Annotated in this window: 17 protein-coding genes and 1 pseudogene; 6 read left to right on the top strand and 12 right to left on the bottom strand. The window is 55.8% G+C overall.

All coding sequences use genetic code 11. The features are described from left to right. Positions 1-2: 2 nt before the first annotated feature. Positions 3-491: an Lrp/AsnC ligand binding domain-containing protein gene (locus ACOZK9_RS09425; RefSeq protein WP_058414470.1), complete on the top strand. Its 489-nt coding sequence runs from the start codon at positions 3-5 to the stop codon at positions 489-491. Between the two features lie 197 nt (positions 492-688). Further along, complete coding sequence (locus ACOZK9_RS09420; RefSeq protein ID WP_058414469.1) at positions 689-1,117, top strand: DUF2628 domain-containing protein; 429 nt, start codon at positions 689-691, stop codon at positions 1,115-1,117. Positions 1,118-1,438: 321 nt separating this feature from the next. Here the strand turns inward: ACOZK9_RS09420 and treS are convergent, their stop codons facing one another. Both treS and ACOZK9_RS09410 read right to left on the bottom strand, forming a co-directional pair. Further along, entirely contained in the window at positions 1,439-3,505 is a 2,067-nt protein-coding gene (treS, locus tag ACOZK9_RS09415; protein ID WP_058414468.1) for a maltose alpha-D-glucosyltransferase, read from the bottom strand. A gap of 59 nt (positions 3,506-3,564) precedes the next feature. Continuing rightward, a complete protein-coding gene (locus tag ACOZK9_RS09410; RefSeq protein ID WP_058414467.1) occupies positions 3,565-4,359 on the bottom strand; it encodes an AraC family transcriptional regulator in 795 nt (264 codons plus the stop codon). A 230-nt stretch (positions 4,360-4,589) separates the two neighbouring features. Here ACOZK9_RS09410 and ACOZK9_RS09405 point away from each other — a divergent pair, with 230 nt between their 5' ends. From ACOZK9_RS09405 to ACOZK9_RS09395, 3 genes are read left to right on the top strand one after another with little or no spacing between them, the layout of a single operon-like run. Then, positions 4,590-5,516: a 4-hydroxyproline epimerase gene (locus ACOZK9_RS09405; RefSeq protein ID WP_421555688.1), complete on the top strand. Its 927-nt coding sequence runs from the start codon at positions 4,590-4,592 to the stop codon at positions 5,514-5,516. Between the two features lie 43 nt (positions 5,517-5,559). After that, positions 5,560-6,504, top strand: a complete 945-nt coding sequence (locus ACOZK9_RS09400) for a dihydrodipicolinate synthase family protein (RefSeq protein ID WP_122251220.1) — start codon at positions 5,560-5,562, stop codon at positions 6,502-6,504. 3 nt (positions 6,505-6,507) lie between these two features. Further along, a complete protein-coding gene (locus tag ACOZK9_RS09395; protein ID WP_421555687.1) occupies positions 6,508-7,749 on the top strand; it encodes an NAD(P)/FAD-dependent oxidoreductase in 1,242 nt (413 codons plus the stop codon). A gap of 22 nt (positions 7,750-7,771) precedes the next feature. Here ACOZK9_RS09395 and ACOZK9_RS09390 read toward each other — a convergent pair whose 3' ends face one another. The 3 genes and pseudogenes from ACOZK9_RS09390 to ACOZK9_RS09380 form a co-directional block, all read right to left on the bottom strand. Further along, positions 7,772-8,686: an ADP-ribosylglycohydrolase family protein gene (locus ACOZK9_RS09390; protein ID WP_421555686.1), complete on the bottom strand. Its 915-nt coding sequence runs from the start codon at positions 8,684-8,686 to the stop codon at positions 7,772-7,774. A 52-nt stretch (positions 8,687-8,738) separates the two neighbouring features. Next, the gene (locus ACOZK9_RS09385; protein ID WP_421555772.1) at positions 8,739-9,722 is read right to left on the bottom strand and encodes a GlxA family transcriptional regulator; all 984 of its coding nucleotides are present in this window, start codon (positions 9,720-9,722) and stop codon (positions 8,739-8,741) included. A gap of 70 nt (positions 9,723-9,792) precedes the next feature. Continuing rightward, positions 9,793-9,894: pseudogene (locus tag ACOZK9_RS09380) on the bottom strand (signal peptidase I); the annotation flags it as partial. Between the two features lie 400 nt (positions 9,895-10,294). On the opposite strand from ACOZK9_RS09380, the gene ACOZK9_RS09375 reads away from it, so the two are divergent. Next, the gene (locus ACOZK9_RS09375; RefSeq protein ID WP_058414460.1) at positions 10,295-10,543 is read left to right on the top strand and encodes a hypothetical protein; all 249 of its coding nucleotides are present in this window, start codon (positions 10,295-10,297) and stop codon (positions 10,541-10,543) included. 50 nt (positions 10,544-10,593) lie between these two features. Here the strand turns inward: ACOZK9_RS09375 and ACOZK9_RS09370 are convergent, their stop codons facing one another. From ACOZK9_RS09370 to ACOZK9_RS09340, 7 genes are all read right to left on the bottom strand, one after another. Further along, positions 10,594-11,481 (bottom strand): tetratricopeptide repeat protein, encoded by an 888-nt coding sequence (locus ACOZK9_RS09370; RefSeq protein ID WP_421555685.1) that lies wholly within the window; start codon positions 11,479-11,481, stop codon positions 10,594-10,596. Positions 11,482-11,553: 72 nt separating this feature from the next. Further along, entirely contained in the window at positions 11,554-12,333 is a 780-nt protein-coding gene (locus ACOZK9_RS09365) for a YciI family protein (RefSeq protein ID WP_421555684.1), read from the bottom strand. 706 nt (positions 12,334-13,039) lie between these two features. Further along, positions 13,040-13,567 carry a hypothetical protein gene (locus tag ACOZK9_RS09360; protein WP_152749245.1) on the bottom strand — a complete coding sequence of 176 codons (528 nt, stop codon included), beginning with the start codon at positions 13,565-13,567 and terminating at the stop codon, positions 13,040-13,042. Between the two features lie 385 nt (positions 13,568-13,952). Beyond that, on the bottom strand, positions 13,953-14,573 hold the full coding sequence (locus tag ACOZK9_RS09355) for a hypothetical protein (protein WP_421555683.1): 621 nt from the start codon (positions 14,571-14,573) through the stop codon (positions 13,953-13,955). 133 nt (positions 14,574-14,706) lie between these two features. Beyond that, entirely contained in the window at positions 14,707-15,441 is a 735-nt protein-coding gene (locus ACOZK9_RS09350) for an SEL1-like repeat protein (protein ID WP_421555682.1), read from the bottom strand. Further along, positions 15,438-15,692, bottom strand: coding sequence for a hypothetical protein (locus tag ACOZK9_RS09345; RefSeq protein ID WP_421555681.1), 255 nt, complete (start codon positions 15,690-15,692; stop codon positions 15,438-15,440). The genes ACOZK9_RS09350 and ACOZK9_RS09345 overlap by 4 nt, the downstream gene beginning before the upstream one ends. Beyond that, a complete protein-coding gene (locus ACOZK9_RS09340; RefSeq protein WP_421555680.1) occupies positions 15,676-15,873 on the bottom strand; it encodes a hypothetical protein in 198 nt (65 codons plus the stop codon). The genes ACOZK9_RS09345 and ACOZK9_RS09340 overlap by 17 nt, the downstream gene beginning before the upstream one ends. Positions 15,874-16,014: the final 141 nt, after the last annotated feature.

Raw genomic sequence — 16,014 nt, 5'->3', positions numbered from 1 at the left:
AGATGAGAACAGAACGTAAAACCGAGCGGGTGCTGGATCGCATCGACCTGAACATACTGCAGCATCTGCAAGAAAACGCCCGGCTGCAAATGAAAGACATCGCGGAGGCGGTTGGCCTGACCTCGGCCCCGTGCATCGACCGTGTGCGGCGCCTTGAAAAGAACAAGGTAATCACCGGCTACCACGCGGTGATTGACCCCGTGGTGCTGGACCTGAGCATGTTGGTGTTTATCGAAATCACCCTGGCCGACAACGCAGGCGACCGTAGCAAGCAGTTCAAGCGCGAACTGGCGAAGATTCCAGCGGTACTCGATTGTTACTGGGTGTCGGGGCGCTACGACTACTTGATCAAGGCTCGGCTGCGCGACATGGCGCAGTACCGCGCGCTGCTTGGCGAAGTATTGCTACGCTTGCCGGGCGTCAAACAGGTGGACAGTACGGTGGTGATCGAAGAAATACAGACCGCTCACGGACTGCCCATCATTTTTTAGGCCTGCAGGACGCTTCTTTGCCCTTCAAGCACTGCGCACTGCCCCACAGGGCCAGGCAAACAAGATCCATCGACACCGGTAAACGAATCGTTTATAAGCCATGCCAGCGGCGACTGAGCTGGAAAACGCCGTAGTGTAAAAAGATGAATGGACAGTACCGGAAGAAACACCCATCGATGGAACACAAGGAAGCAATGATGAGCACGACAGAACAGGTGCAAGCGGCAGGGACACACAAGCCGAAATGGCAAGAGCGTTTCAATTTTTTTGAGACCTACGGCCCGCCGAACGACCCGCGACACAAAGCGGCGCTTAAAGCGTTGCCGACCTTTGGTAAAAAGGTCTTGATCAACGCGAACGTGATCGCTTTTTTCTTTGGCCCTATCTACCTGTTCGTACTGGGCCTGTGGAAGAAGAACCTGGCGCTGCTCGGCATCATGTTCCTGGTGTATATCGCCGTGAGCGTCGTCTTCGCGATCTTCGACATGGAGCTTCCGAGAGCGCTGGATAACGGTATCGGTCTGGGCTTTTCGTTCATGTACGCAGTGCTGACGAACTATGCCTACTACCTTAAAGAGGTGAAGGGGCAACAGGGCTGGAACCCGTTTGAAGGCATGCGCCTCTGATCGACACTGCATCGCTCAACAGGGCTGTTGCGGCGAGCGGGCGTGTCGAGTTGTCGAGCCTATGCCTTTGAAAAGAACCACATGACGAATATGACGGCGCTGATCCAGACGAGCGTCAACAAAAATGAGAGACCTGCAAGCCGCTTGTCCATATTGCCCCGTCGACAAATTCGTTGATCGCAATACGATTGCAAAGGGCAAGCATAGTTCAGCAGGCGGTTTTTTCCTGGCGGCAGACACTCACACTCACCACCGCACGCCCAATATAAAAAGCGGCGACTCATTACTGAGTCGCCGCTTTTTTATTGGCGTAAGCGTTGCCTAGAGCATCGGTGAATGGCTGACCACTCGCAACGCCAGGCCTTCATACGCGTCCAGCGTGATGGTGAACTCGCCGTCGGCAGTCAGATCGCCCTCGACGCGCTCGTTGATGATGTCCACCACCGGCCCTGGCGCGATGTCGGGCAAGTGCAGGGTTTCGGTGATCGCTGTAGCGCCAAAGTTCAGCGCAGTGATTTGCGTGCCTTTACCGGCCGGCAGTTCGTGAACCATGATCAACAAGCCTGGGTTCTCGACCTCCGGCACCAGAATCTGGCGGCTGGCGGCGATGTCGTATGCGCGGCGCACTGCGAGAATTTTTTGCAGTTGCGAGGCAAATGACTGCGGGTCTTGCAACTGGCTGTTGAGGCTGCCGTACAAAGATTTGGCGCGCGGCATCTGCCCCGCCGAACACTCTGCGTGCGGGTTCAGGTCGACCAGGTCATAGGCGCCGCGATGAACCCAGCGGGTGTCGCCATCCGCCATCAAATGCGCGACGTCATCGGCGGCCAGCGGCAACGCGCCGACCAGGTCCCAACCCGACAAGGCAAACACGCCGGGTTGCATGGCGTTGTACATCGCCAACAACAAATGGATCTGGCGGATTTGCTCTATGTCCGCCGGTGTAATCGCGTCCAGGTCACGAATACCCAGCGCTGCGGTGATGATGCTGGCCGTGGTGCAGGACACGCCGTTAGTGACGAATTTCAGGTTATACGGCGCATGCTCGCCGGCCAGGCGTTCGTACATCTGTTCGCGGATATGCTCGCGCAGGATGCTGCCGGGGAAGGTCTGGCCCTGGAACAGGTAACTGTCATGCGCGTGCAATGTCCAGAAATGCACCAGCTCCAGCGTCATCTCATCATGGTTCTGCAACGCGTGAATCAACGAGCCGGGGTCGATGCCCTGGCTGTGCATTTCGCGCAGCATCAGGCGCAGAAACTCCGTGTCGCCCATCAGCAACGCATGTTGATACGCTGGCCGGGTGATGAAGTCATAGGACAGGTCGGCGCCGCCGTGGGACATCGCGGCAATGTCGTCAACCGTGAGGTTCAACTCCTGAAAGCTGAAACCGCCGGCCTTGCGAATCGCACCGCCGAGCAACTGGTTGCCGGTGATCGACAGCGGGTGGCTTTCTGACCAAGCGGTGCCGTCCAGCTTGCGCTCCACGCCAAGGAAGCCGTTGGCGTCAAGGCGCAGGATCTTCGCGCCCATCACGTCAATCGCATGCAAGGCGTCGCCAATGATCATCTGCTGCGCGGCGAACGAAGGGTCCAGCCAGTTGAGCGACGGCTGGCCTTCCTTGAAGTAATGCAGGTACACCCAGCGGCGTGGTTTGCCATCGACGCCCACCACCACCGCGGTGGCGCTCCAGTCGGTTTCCTTGACGCCGGGCTCGAAAAAGATCACCCGTTGCAACTGGCCGACAATGTAGTGCTTGTCGCGCAGCGCATCGACCTGCAAGGGGCTGAGGTTCTGCGCATCACGCCCCTCGGCCACATCGGGCAGCAACGGCCAGTCTTCCTCGCGTATTTCGACCATGTGGTAAAGGCCGGGATAGTCCTCATACGCCATCTCGGCCAAGCGAAAATCTGCGCCCTTGCCGGTGTGGGACGGGATTACGTCGTCGATGATCACCGCGTTGTGCGCGGCGGCCATGCGCGTCAACGCTTGCAACTGCGCCTCGGTGCCCAGTTGCGGGTCGATGTCGAAACTGATGCGGTCAAAATTGCCGTCGATGGTTGGCGTATGCCGAGTACCGGAGAGGCCCCCGGACTTTTTCAGCGGGCCGTTGTGAATGCCCTGGATGCCGATTTTCGACAGCGCATGCCACAGGCTCTCATCGCCCAACGCCTCCAGCACCGTGCCGTTCTCACGCGTGACAATCGAGGCCGGGTAAGCGGTAAACCACACCGAGGACAAGGCTGAAGCATCGCGCGGCCGAGTGTGCGCATAGGGCTGTTGCCACAACCGCCCCTGCCCCGAATAGAGCTTGGCGCGTTGGCGCGCCGCGTTGAGCATCGATTGTTGCACCAGCCAGTTCACATGATCGTTGTCCGCCGCCGTCATAAGCCTACTACCTGTGGTCGTGAAAAGGTTACTCGTAAGCATAGGAGCCGCAAGCGGGGCTATTCGTTGCATCGCAATGCGCTTAACCAGGGCAACTGCCGATACTGCATGGGCGTAAACCCGGTCAACGCCTTGAATTGGCGGGTAAACGCGCTGTGGTCGGTGTAGCCACATTGCAGCGCCACCTGGGTGATCGGCAACGCGCTGCGCAGCAACCGATGCGCGTGTTCCAGGCGCACTTTCTGGATCATTTGCCGGGGCGTCAGGTGAAAGATGCGCTTGCAGTAGCGCTCCAACTGCGCCACGGAAATGCCGGCGACCTGCGTCAGCTCAGCGAGGCTGATGCGCCGGTTGAAATGCGCGCGGATGTAATCATCGACAGCCGCCAGGCGCTGGTACGCCGGATGGGTTTGGCTGGCCGATTGCAGGTCGACCGAAATTCCTGCCAGGCCGATGATGTGGCCTGCATGGTTGTACAGCGGCGATTTATGCGTGAGGCACCAGCCGGGCTCGCGGCTGCCGTAGAGGTGCAGTTCAAGCTGATCGTCCAGCACCTCGCCGTGTTGCAGCACACGCCGGTCCTGCTCGGTGTAACCCGGGCCAAGTTGCGCGGGGAACACCTCGGCGCTGGTCTTGCCGAGCAACGGTTGCAGATGTTTAAGGCCGCAGCGTTGCACCAGCGTGCGGTTGGCCAGCACGTAACGGGCGTTGATGTCTTTGATGAAAATCGTCGCATTGGGGATCACATCGAGCATCGGCAACAACTGCGCGACCCCGGCCAGTAACTGCTCGATGCTGTGCGGGCGACTCGCCTCACTGCCTTGGCAGAGGGTCGTAAACACGCTGTGCAACATGCCTTGCACCCCACATTTTTCAGGTTGACTGCGAGCAGAGTGCCGCAAGCCCGCAGTGCTGTCGAGCGCGGCAAACTATGCCGATTTCGTCACTCAAGCGAACGCAAACCATCAATCGTTGGCGCACCGATCGGTTCACGCTGTGCGCACTGCCTGCCTCGTGAATAACTCACAAAAAGGCGACAAAAAAAGTGCCTGAGCCCTTCCCCGCCCGCTGCACGGAGCCTGTTATGAAACGCCTGCACGTCATTGATTCGCACACCGGCGGTGAACCCACGCGCTTGGTGCTGACGGGCTTCCCCGAGCTTACCGGCGCGAGCATTGCCGACAAACGCGACAACCTGCGCGACGCACATGACGCATGGCGCCGCGCCTGCCTGCTGGAACCTCGCGGCAATGACGTACTGGTCGGCGCGCTGTACTGCGAGCCGGTAACGCCAGGCGCGACGTGCGGGGTGATCTTCTTCAACAATGCCGGTTACCTCGGCATGTGTGGCCACGGCACCATCGGCCTGGTTGCCTCGCTGCACCACTTGGGTCGCATCGAACCCGGCGTTCATCGCATCGACACGCCGGTGGGCGCCGTGACCGCGACGCTGCACGAAGACGGCGCCGTGACCTTGCGCAATGTGCCCGCCTATCGCTATCGCCAGCAGGTACCGGTGGACGTGCCAGGTTATGGCGTGGTGCACGGCGACATCGCCTGGGGCGGCAACTGGTTTTTTCTGGTGTCGGAGCACGGCCAAACGCTGCACATGGACAATGTTGACGCCCTCACCGACTACACCTGGGCGATGCTCAAGGCCCTCGAAGCCCAAGGCATTTACGCGGCCGACGGCGAACTGATCGACCATATTGAGCTGTTCGCCGACGACGCCCAGGCCGACAGCCGCAACTTTGTGATGTGCCCCGGCAAGGCCTACGACCGCTCGCCCTGCGGCACCGGCACCAGCGCCAAACTCGCGTGTTTGGCCGCAGACGGAACACTCAACCCTGGCGCCTCGTGGGTGCAAGCGAGCATTACCGGCAGCCTGTTCCAGGCCCACTATGAATGGGATGGCGACCGTGTAAGCCCGTTCATTACCGGCCGCGCCTACATGACCGCCGACAGCACCTTGCTGATCGACGAGCAGGACCCTTTCGCCTGGGGCATCTGAGCCCGCACTTTACTTTCACCGAACGTTGCAAGGAGCTAGCGCCATGCAAAACGCCATCTTTACCGGTTGCATCCCCGCGTTGATGACCCCGTGCACGCCTGAGCGTCGACCGGACTTCGACGCTTTGGTTGCCAAGGGCCACGAGTTGACCGAAATCGGCATGCGCGCCGTGGTGTATTGCGGCTCCATGGGTGACTGGCCGCTGCTCACCGAGGCCGAGCGCCAGGAAGGCGTGGCGCGCCTGGTGGCCGCTGGCGTGCCGACCATCGTCGGCACCGGCGCAGTCAACAGCCGTGAGGCGGTGGCGCATGCTGCACATGCCGAAAAAGTCGGCGCGCACGGCTTGATGGTGATTCCGCGCGTGCTGTCCCGGGGCGCCTCGGCCACCGCGCAAAAGGCGCACTTCTCAGCCATCCTCAAGGCCGCGCCGAACTTGCCGGCGGTGATCTACAACAGCCCTTACTACGGCTTTGCGACCCGCGCCGAGCTGTTCTTTGAACTGCGCCGCGAACACCCGAACCTGGTCGGCTTCAAGGAGTTCGGCGGCGCTGCCGACCTGCGTTACGCGGCAGAGAACATCACCGCGCAGGACGAAAACGTGAGCCTGATGGTCGGCGTCGACACCCAAGTGGTGCACGGCTTCGTTAACTGCAACGCGACCGGCGCGATCACTGGCATCGGCAACGCGCTGCCACGCGAAGTGCTGCACCTGGTGGCCCTGAGCAAACAAGCTGCCAATGGTGACGCCAAGGCCCGCCGCCTGGCCCGCGAGCTGGAAGCTGCGCTGGGCGTGCTCTCGTCTTTTGACGAAGGCTGCGACCTGGTGCTGTTTTACAAGCACCTGATGGTACTCAACGGTGACCAGGGTTATGCCCTGCATTTCAACCCAACCGATGCGCTCAGCGATGCCCAGCGCGGTTACGCCGAGCAACAGTACACGCTGTTTCGCCAGTGGTACGCCCACTGGTCGGCCGAACTTGAGGCCTAGGCCATGCCCGACACTCGCAGCGCCGATATAGCCGTCGTCGGCGCCGGTATCATGGGTGTCGCCTGTGCCTTGCAATTCGCGCGTCAGGGCAAGCGCGTGGTGCTCATCGACCCGCAGGCACCCGGCATGGGCGCCTCGTACGGGAATGCCGGGCACCTGGCGACCGAGCAGGTTTTTCCGATTGCCGATGTCTCAATCCTCACGCGGCTGCCGGCCATGCTGATGGACCCCATGGGCCCGCTGCGCCTGGACTGGCAATACCTGCCCCGCGCCCTGCCCTGGTTTGCGCGCCTGCTGTTGAACCTGCGCCCGGCGAACTACCAGCGCACGGTGGCGGGCCTGCGCGCGCTCAATGAAAGCAGCCTGGGCGCCTGGCAACGCTTGCTGCGCTCAATTGATCGTGCGCACCTGCTGCGCGAAGACGGCTCGCTGCTGGTGTTCGAGCGTGCCGAGTCACGTGGAGCGATCGATGCGCTGCGCCAGCGTATGCAACAACAAAACGTCGCGGTGGCGTTGTGGTCAGCCGATGCGATTCGCACGCTGGCGCCGCAATTGAGCGATGCGCTTCAAGGCGGTCTGTTCTTCCCGAGCACCGGGCATTTTCTGGACCCCTACCAAGTGGTCTGCGAGTTGGTCAGCGCAGCCAAGGCCGAAGGCGTGCAGTTGCTCAAGCAACGCGTGCTGGATGGGCGGCTGCGGGCGCACGGTGTGTCGCTGATCACCGACCAAGGCTCGTTTACCGCACGCCAGGTGCTGATCGCATGCGGCGCCCACTCGGCCAAGCTCACCGCGGCACTGACCGGCAAAAAAGTCCCGCTGGATACCGAGCGCGGTTACCACCTGATGCTGCCGCACGAGCACAATCGCCTGCCGTTTGCGGTGACGTCGTTCGAACGCAAATTCATCATGACGCCCATGAGCGCAGGCCTGCGCCTGGCCGGCACGGTTGAGTTCGCAGGGCTCAAGCGGCCGGCGAATATGCAACGTGCCTGGCAGTTGCACCGGCTGAGCCAGGGCTTGTTTCGTGAGGACCTGAGCGCGGAAGGCGCAACAACGTGGATGGGGTTTCGGCCGTCGTTACCCGACTCGCTGCCGATTATTGATCAGGTGTGCGACGGCAAGGTGTTACTTGCGTTCGGGCACCAGCATTTAGGCTTGACGCAGGCGGCGGTGACGGCGGAAATGGTTGCGCGGTTGGCGACTTCAACGCCGTCGTCGTCGCCTTATCGACTGGACCGGTTCTGATTAAACCCATCGACCGAGCTGTTTAAGCGCGGGTTTGGGATGCGTTTAACAGCGCATCAGCCATCTGTTGAATCTCATCGCGCATCCACAGCTTCGCCAGCCAGCCCGCCGGAATGCCTTGCACCGCGTAGTACGCCCCGGCCAACTGGCCCACAATGGCTGCGGTGGTGTCCGCATCGTCACCCAAATTCGCAGCGGCGAGCACGGCATCGGCAAAGCTGTCGGTGTGCTGGAAGCACCAGAACGCGGCCTCCAAAGACGCCACCGAATACCCGGAACCGGTGATCTCATCGCGTGATTTATGGCGATACTCGCCGCCTGCGATGGCAATCACTTCAGGCGCGGTCAAGCCACCGGCAGACAGGCTCAAAACGTCATCTTTAGAGGCTCCGCTCAGGGCGTTGCTGATGGCGCACGCCAGCACCACACAGCACTCGATTGCCTCCTGAGCCGCATGCGTGGTGCATGAGCTTTTGATGGTAAATGTGCGCACGTTTTGCGCGTTGGGGAAGAAGTACAACACCACAGGCGCAAGGCGCATCATCGAACCGTTGCCGGCGGAATACGGATGTGTAGAACCGGCGAAGGGGTCGCCGCTTTGCTCGAATGTGGCCAATGCCTCACGCACGGTCATGCCGATATCAAAACATTCGCCGGTAGCGCTCAGGTAACCCCGCTTCCACCAATTCAAGTAGCGACCCATCTGGTCTTTGGCGTCAAAGCCGCCCTTGCGCAACAGGCTTTCGGCGAGGCACAACGCCATCGACGTATCGTCCGTCCATTGGCCGGGTTTGAGCTTGAATGGGCCGCCGCCGAGCATGTCGGTGACCGGCGTAAACGAGCCGCGCGGCATGAACTCGACGGTGGTGCCCACGGCGTCACCGCAGGCCAAGCCGAGCAAACTACCGCGATAGCGGTCTGAAAGCGTAATAGACACCGGCGCTCCTTGATCAAAACGCGTGCAAAAAAATGAGTCAACGGCGCCCATGCTACTTCACCCATCGCTTCTCCTTCGAGGGGCGATAGCCGAAATATGCGCTGTAACATCGACTGAAATGACTCGGCGAAACGAACCCGCACGCCACCAGCACCTCCACCTGCGACAGCTCCGTATGCTGCAACAAGCGCCGTGCCTCGGTGACGCGTAATTCCAGGTAATAGCGCTGCGGTGTAGTGCCCAGTTGCTCCTTGAACAGCCGTTCGAGCTGGCGACGCGAGCGGCCCGCGTACACCGCCAGTTGGTCCAGCGCCAAGGGTTCTTCGAGGTTGGCGTCCATCAGTTTCACCACCTCGCGCAGCGGCGCGCTGACGCACAGGTTTTCCGTGGGTTTAATGCGCCGGTAGCGCGACTCCTCGAAGGCCAGAATATCTTCAACGCCTTCGACCAAGGCTTTGCCATGCAGGCCTTTGATCCAATCCAACGCCATATGAAACGCACCCGACGGGCTTGCGGCCGTCAGGCGGTCACGGTCGATCACGTAAGGTTCGCTGGTCACCAGAGCGGCTTTGGACACCTCAGCCAGCGCCGGTCGATGTTCCGGGTGGATGGCGCAGCGGTAACCCTGCAACAGGCCGGCGTGGCCAAGAAACCACGCACCATTCCACAGCCCTGCGAGGCTTACACCCTGTTCGGCAGCGCTGCGCAATAGCTGAATAAACGCGTCATCGGCTTTGAGCTCGGTACGCAAGCCACCGCAGATCACCAGCAACTCCAGGGCCGGCAATGCCGACAGCTGCAGGCGTGCATCGGGGCGGATCACCAGGCCCAAGTCGCTGATCACTTCGCCCTCGCCGCAGCCGAACGTGCGCGTGGCAAACAGTTCAGGTCGCAACAGGTTGGCAGTGATCAGCGTATCGAGAGCCTGGGTGAAGGCTGGCAGGGAGAAGTGCTCAAGCAGCAAAAAACCGACGCGGGTGACCGGCGACGGCTGCTGAGGATGTTCATTCAGATAGCGCAGGTTCTTGCCTTGCATGCCACCGCTGAACTGGCGTCTTTCCATTGAGGGTCAGCCCACGCTTATTGTTGATGCCGTGGGCGCCATCTTAGAGGATCGGGCTGCCGAAACGGCGAAAACGTGGCATCCAGTTATCCAGGATCTGTGCGGACGCCAACACATGATGCGCACAGCCGATCAACAACCGGCGATGCCCGGCGCGCTTTACCCTGGCAAAAGCGGCTCATTGCATTCGCAGGGTCGCATGAAGCGTACATCAAGGCTAAAAATACACCGCGCATCTGATACGGTTTTTTATTTGCCATCTGCATCTGTATTGAAAACTACCACGGGCGGACAATACCCCCATTCCCGACACCCTTGTCGAGCGCGGCAGGAACATTTCTGCCGTACCCTTCCCTTCGGAGGCGTTATGACCAAGATGGCACTTTTTCTGTTCGGCTTTTTAGTGCTGACCATCGGCATTGGCTTGCTCGCGACCATCTCACCGGTTTAGGCACACGTGATTCGACGCTGCCGGGGCATTGGCACAGCGTGCGCATCAAAGGCAGAATGGGGTTCTGCGACGCCATTTGGATCAGGATGACTTTTTGATAAACGATCTCGACGGTCCCAGAACCGCTCAGCAAGAACTGTTTTATGACCTGGAAGATGCCGCGGCTGTTATTGGATGGTCGGTGGTTGAGCTGACGGCCATGGCGGCCCTTGGCAAAACACCTGATGAAGCAGCGACGCTGATGAAAGTCTGTGCGTTGCTGGCTGCTCAGCAGGAGAAACTTGGTGTGTATGCGGGTGAAGCCAAGGCGCAACGCATTAGAAGGTCTGAAGTGGGCGATTGACGGTTGCGCGCGGCAACCGAGGAAAACACCGACGCTTTGAGTAGCTGCGTTCAAATTGAATTGATTCGGTCAACTACCCTGCTGGGGATCAGCTTTTCTTTTCCAGCCTGGCGCATAGACTCACCATATTTCTTATAGTAAATCCTTGATGCACTTTTATTGGATGACCACAACACGTCCGCTATATTTAGTTTCAGGACTATTCGATCTGGAGAAACTGACTCAACAGCTTTAAGGAGCTTATAAGCTAACGTGTTATCGCCTGCTTGGGCAAGTGCATAACCGAAATCGTTATAGATGATGCAATTTGACGTATTGACAGGAAAGTCTTTGTTTAATTGATCGAGCCTATCAGGGGCCAAATACGCCTTGACCCCTGCATAGTCCTTGTCTTTCAAACGTGCCAATACCACCTGGTGAGCCAGCCCTAACGAATCCGTAGGGTTACCCAACTCAAGTTCCGTAACTTTTTGGCTGGCGATTTGACGAGGTAAATACCACGCATAACTAATTCCACCCTCCTCCAGACTTCCCTCGTAACCAGAAAGCGCTTGAGAGAATGCAACATTTTTCTTAAGCAGACTTAGCGTGTCGCCCTCATATACAAACGTCTCATACTGAGTGCCATTCAAACCGAGTCCCGGATGCCGAACGGGCCATGCGCATGTAAACAAGAAGTACGCTTTTTTTGCGTTGACGATGAATGCATCTTTTAGCACCGCATCCCCACCTTCAGGCTCGCAGGTGTCGGGAAGGTTAAATCGATTACCGTTTTTATCGACCAAAACAGCTGAAACAGTTTCGCCATCGCTACCCATTACCTGTGTAAATTCTGCCTTTAGTGCGTCATTGAAAGCAGGATGGAGGTCATAAATTCTATTTTCCGCGAGCGCGGCAACAGACCAGACCAATGATGCGGCCATTACAAGTTTATTCATTAATTAAGGCTCCCCCTGTCACAGTGAAAAATTTTTCAAAAAGGTCACTGTCTGCACGTGCTTTGCGCTTGTTCAGCACCCACCCACATCGTCACATAATAACCAGCCACGTATTTCTTTGCCCTTCACCGTTTTATATAAAATGGAAACCCACCCAGCCGAAATAGACTCTTGCATTACCTTATCCCCTTTTACCAAATACATTTTGGTCGGGTCTACAACGGTCATTGAAGAATATATCACTGCCTTACGAGCGACCGTCAATTCTGTCGGCAAGCCGCTCAGCCAGCGCTTGTAGCTTTTAGACTTTAACTTATCGATAATTGCACCACGCGCTTTGTACGGGTAGGTGTAAATAGACGTATCGTTGTCAGCCGCATGAATGACTACATCAGCACCGCTCCCGAAATAATCAGTGAGTTTTTGATCGAGCAGAAAATCTTTACCTTTTTGATGAAAGACCATAACACTGAAATATTCGCTGCCATAGCTGACGCCAGTAAATGCGCGAATTGGCGCACTGTGAATAATGAAAATCGTAGGGTTACCAGGCGCGACATCCGCTACAAAAGCATCTTCTACCACTCCTGGATCCGCAACGTACGGCAATCTGGCGATAAATTTTATCGCGCCTGTAGAGCAATCAATAAAACTAACGCCAATACCCATCTCCGGAGTTGATTTGCCTTCGTCTTCAAGCACTGCAACTGGACCGAAGACTAAAAAACCACCACCTACTGAAAGCGGAGGATACGATGCATCGCTTTTATCGGGTTCGCACGCGTAGGCAGGCGGCGCGCAGAGACAGGTGAAAAGAAATAGCGCCCCTGTAAACTTCAAATAACTATTCACCCAGCACACATCCAAAATGAGTATTCATAGATTTTATCATTGGTCGAGCAGACGAACCATTATCATTAATCATGCTGTGCATCCCTGTAGGTCTTTAATAGATCGGCATTTGAAATTGCATTCTTGCCTTACAGCGCTCCGCAACCTCGCCGAGAGGACTATCAAGCTCAAGCATCAAAGCCTTGTATTGCTCATTCAGTAATTTATCGATCTTCTTATAGGCGACGCTGAAGCAATTAATAATATCCGGATTGATTAAAGCAGCAGCCCACACCGAGAGTCTGCGGACACGGAACCGATTAATGAGTAAATAACACAAGAAATTGCGCATACCCTGCCAACTACCATTAACACTCGCATAACATTTACACCTTGACGAAATTGTCTGGAGTACCACCCATACGCTTAAAAAACGGTCGAAGGATACATGAAAAACGCGAATCTTTTGTTATCGCCTGACTTGGACACCCACTCTCCGCGGTATCCCTCACCGTCAGATGAGCCAGAAAACTCTGCACGCTCGGAAGCTTTACCCGAACTGAATTCTATGAGGTTAACCTTACCAGCCCCGATGCATCCGCTAAGCACAATTTTTTGCTGTGAGGTTACGTTCATACTATCTCCGAACACATTCCAAATTCAGTGGTCGATGGTGATCGAGATTGGCGCGATACCTAACGCCCGAAATGCTTTAGCTCACACATAATTACTGAGCTTTTAAATAGGCCTTTATCGCTGCTGCATTTTTATACTTAAAACTCTGCGGCACCCCACTTTGAAAACCTTCAATACCACCAAGCCGCCCATCAAACTCAATTAACTTATTCGCAGACAGTGTGTTGTTAGCTTTTTTATAATAGCCGAAGACTTGATAAAGTGTGCCGTACGTCCCATCGCCTCTGCTTGTTAACTCCCAAGATACCAACGTTAAAACATTGATTTTACCCTTCACGGGATAGAAAAATATTGACTCGACCTTAGGGCTAGACCCGGCCACATCGTATTTATCTACCAACTGCCTCGTCTTGACGCCATCTGCACCTATCACATCCAAGACTAACGAGACGGGGAATTCTTCATCGCCGGTTTCTAGAACAGATAATTCCCCCCCATCAACTACCGCTGTCTTATAGGGGCCTTGAATGAGTCGACCTTGCAAATATCGCTCATCAGCTTTTACTGACTCGCCAACAAAAAATAAAACCAAAGCGATTAAAACGATATAATGCCGCATTATAAAGACCCTTTTATAAAAATCGTTATACTCAAAAGGTAGACAAACACTCCCCCCACCCTACATTTTTAATAACAATTAAATGATGTAAATCCATCTACATGTTGCGATCCTTTTAAGAAGCCTCATCAGCTATTTCCAGGCTTTTTCTTGCAGTTCATTCAGCTCTCGACTCAACGCGCTTGGGTATTTTCGCCCTGTTACCGTTTTGCATCATTGCATCGCGATACTCAGCATAATATAACTTGGCTTCATTTCGTTTACCCAGCGCCCACAGCGAGTCGGCGGTATTCAGTTTTAGCGGGATCCTACTCGGGGCAATATCTAACAGTCTCTTGTAAATTTGCATCGCAATAACATGCTCTCCCTCGTTTGCCAAGTAAAATCATATGTCGTTTAACGCCGAAATATTTTGCTTTTGCGGGAAGCAGGCCATATAGGATTGAGCGCCCATAAACATCTCTGACTTAATCGCTTCTTTCCGAGATGTTTTAGCAGCAATATTAATAACTGCTTTGACTAAATTTTGCGGCGATATTATTTCGAGTTCGGGTTTAACTATTTCTCCGGCATCAGTGACCCACTCTCCAACCTTCCAACTTCCTGAACAAAACTGCGCAGGTCGAGTAAGCAATACACATCCGGACTGGAGAGAAATCATATCGCAATAATTTTTTTCCGTTGTGCTAATTTGCTCGCCATCATTTAGCACCCCGAAAACCGATCGTTGCAAAACGACTAAGCTTCTATCAGGTGCAAGTGCGTCCGAACTTATGCCTGCGCCAACGCCTATATCGTTACTCAGAAAAGGATCGTAAATAGAAAAGCGAGTATTGGAATTTTCGTAGCTGACTTGCTGCCAAACTGAACTTTCAGCACGCCACCCACTAAACTTTAACGTAGCACCATTCGCTCTAACGAGGTCGAGGCCGTCAGCGAAAACCATGCTGCTAAAGCATGACAATACAACAGCATATTTAAAGCCGAAAATCTTAGAACTTTTCAATTTAAAGTTCCGTCTTAACGTTATCACCACGGGTATCTGGCGTACCGCGTCCGCCTAAGCCGTACTCACTCTGGCTGCGCGGGTATTTTGCTCGTTGCTCGAGTAGTCCTGTGCTCATCGGAAGCTTCCTGCTTTAAAGACACTGAATTGCGCTGTTAGCAGCAACGCCTTGCATCGCCAAGCGTGCCACGGCGCGTGCGCCGATCTCACGTTGGCTCTTCTCAACATCCAGATAACACGCCATCGCTCGAGGCAGATCTCTCGAAACCAGCTTACCTGTCTCATAAGACTCACCCAACTGAATCAGCGCGCTTGCTGAGCCCTGTCTCGCAGCACCTTCAAGGGAAGCGAGTGACTTTTGCGGATTGATACAAGCGCGCGACTTGTCGTACTCCCCCTCATCACAATAGAACTCAGCTAATGCGACACCCGCGTCAGCAATCCTGTTTGAGGCAGTGATCAGAAGGTCGTAGATCCTGGGCGTGGCTAACTGCGGCGCCTGCCCCGAAAGGCTTATGCTGGCCGCAGCAAATGCCGCTTCAGCCGATCCTTTTTGTGCGCCATCAAGGTAACTGTCCAAGGCGGCCTCGTACAACTGAGCTGAAGAGTCTGACTGCACATAAATGCCTAAATCGTTAAACATCGCTCCTCTGCGCAATGCACGCTCATCTGCCGGCAGTGCGGAGGCCTGCGCCTGAGCATCCAGCACCGTTTCGAGAGACCAATCCTCAAGGCGATTAACCACCCAGCAATCACAGTGCTTGAAGGTGAGTATTTTCAAAACTGAACCTTGCTGGTCTCGTGCAATGAGCCTGTTCGGTAACTTAACCTGAACGATCAAACCAGACTTCAAGGAAAATTCATTCAAATCGTCCGCGTCCAGAGCCGTGATTTTTTCTGTATCACTCTGGGTTTGCTTCCATCAGCGGCGACCTCCAGCTTCAGCAATGGAGATGCGCTAAAAGCCTGGCGCACTTCGGGTGTGGCTGAAAATTCTTTCACAAACGCCGCGAAGTCATGACTTGGGCAGCTCGCTGCAACAGCTACTGAACCCGATCCGCATGCCAGCAGCACCAACACTCTGACACTGAAAAGCCAAAACCTAATGTCCATTTTCATACCAATCATTCCTCAGACAACAAGAAAAATCTTCGGCGCCGTCTTTCATCATCGTTTTCATCCTGGCTTCGATGACGATCCTCTCCCAAGCGTTCAGGTGAATGTCGGTCCCTGCGATCACGCGTTGCGCCGTGCCCAATTTCACATGCCGATTTTGCGCAATGGATAAGTATTCGTCCATGCGCACCTCAACTTTTTGGTGGGCGTGCGTGGTGCCGGGTTATTCAGCTTTCAGCTCGTTGTAGATTCCTTTCAACGGTGTCGTCGCGTTTATTACCGACGAGGATTTCATTGCCGTATTCGATGTTTTCGCCCTATTCAC

The sequence above is a fragment of the Pseudomonas kitaguniensis genome, assembly GCF_049199985.1.
GTDB classification, from domain to species: Bacteria; Pseudomonadota; Gammaproteobacteria; order Pseudomonadales; family Pseudomonadaceae; genus Aquipseudomonas; species Aquipseudomonas kitaguniensis.
The sequence above is the reverse complement of the archived record's forward strand: the minus strand, read 5'-3'. Positions and strand labels throughout refer to the sequence as shown.

Excerpts from the sequence above, each read along its gene's own strand:
- ACOZK9_RS09420 (WP_058414469.1), top strand. The coding sequence starts at position 689 with ATGAGCACGACAGAACAGGTGCAAGCGGCAGGGACACACAAGCCGAAA.
- treS (WP_058414468.1), bottom strand. The coding sequence starts at position 3,505 with ATGACGGCGGCGGACAACGATCATGTGAACTGGCTGGTGCAACAATCG.
- ACOZK9_RS09385 (WP_421555772.1), bottom strand. The coding sequence starts at position 9,722 with ATGCAAGGCAAGAACCTGCGCTATCTGAATGAACATCCTCAGCAGCCG.
- ACOZK9_RS09360 (WP_152749245.1), bottom strand. The coding sequence starts at position 13,567 with ATGCGGCATTATATCGTTTTAATCGCTTTGGTTTTATTTTTTGTTGGC.
- ACOZK9_RS09395 (WP_421555687.1), top strand. The coding sequence starts at position 6,508 with ATGCCCGACACTCGCAGCGCCGATATAGCCGTCGTCGGCGCCGGTATC.
- ACOZK9_RS09340 (WP_421555680.1), bottom strand. The coding sequence starts at position 15,873 with ATGGACGAATACTTATCCATTGCGCAAAATCGGCATGTGAAATTGGGC.
- ACOZK9_RS09345 (WP_421555681.1), bottom strand. The coding sequence starts at position 15,692 with ATGAAAATGGACATTAGGTTTTGGCTTTTCAGTGTCAGAGTGTTGGTG.
- ACOZK9_RS09410 (WP_058414467.1), bottom strand. The coding sequence starts at position 4,359 with ATGTTGCACAGCGTGTTTACGACCCTCTGCCAAGGCAGTGAGGCGAGT.
- ACOZK9_RS09405 (WP_421555688.1), top strand. The coding sequence starts at position 4,590 with ATGAAACGCCTGCACGTCATTGATTCGCACACCGGCGGTGAACCCACG.
- ACOZK9_RS09425 (WP_058414470.1), top strand. The coding sequence starts at position 3 with ATGAGAACAGAACGTAAAACCGAGCGGGTGCTGGATCGCATCGACCTG.
- ACOZK9_RS09370 (WP_421555685.1), bottom strand. The coding sequence starts at position 11,481 with ATGAATAAACTTGTAATGGCCGCATCATTGGTCTGGTCTGTTGCCGCG.
- ACOZK9_RS09400 (WP_122251220.1), top strand. The coding sequence starts at position 5,560 with ATGCAAAACGCCATCTTTACCGGTTGCATCCCCGCGTTGATGACCCCG.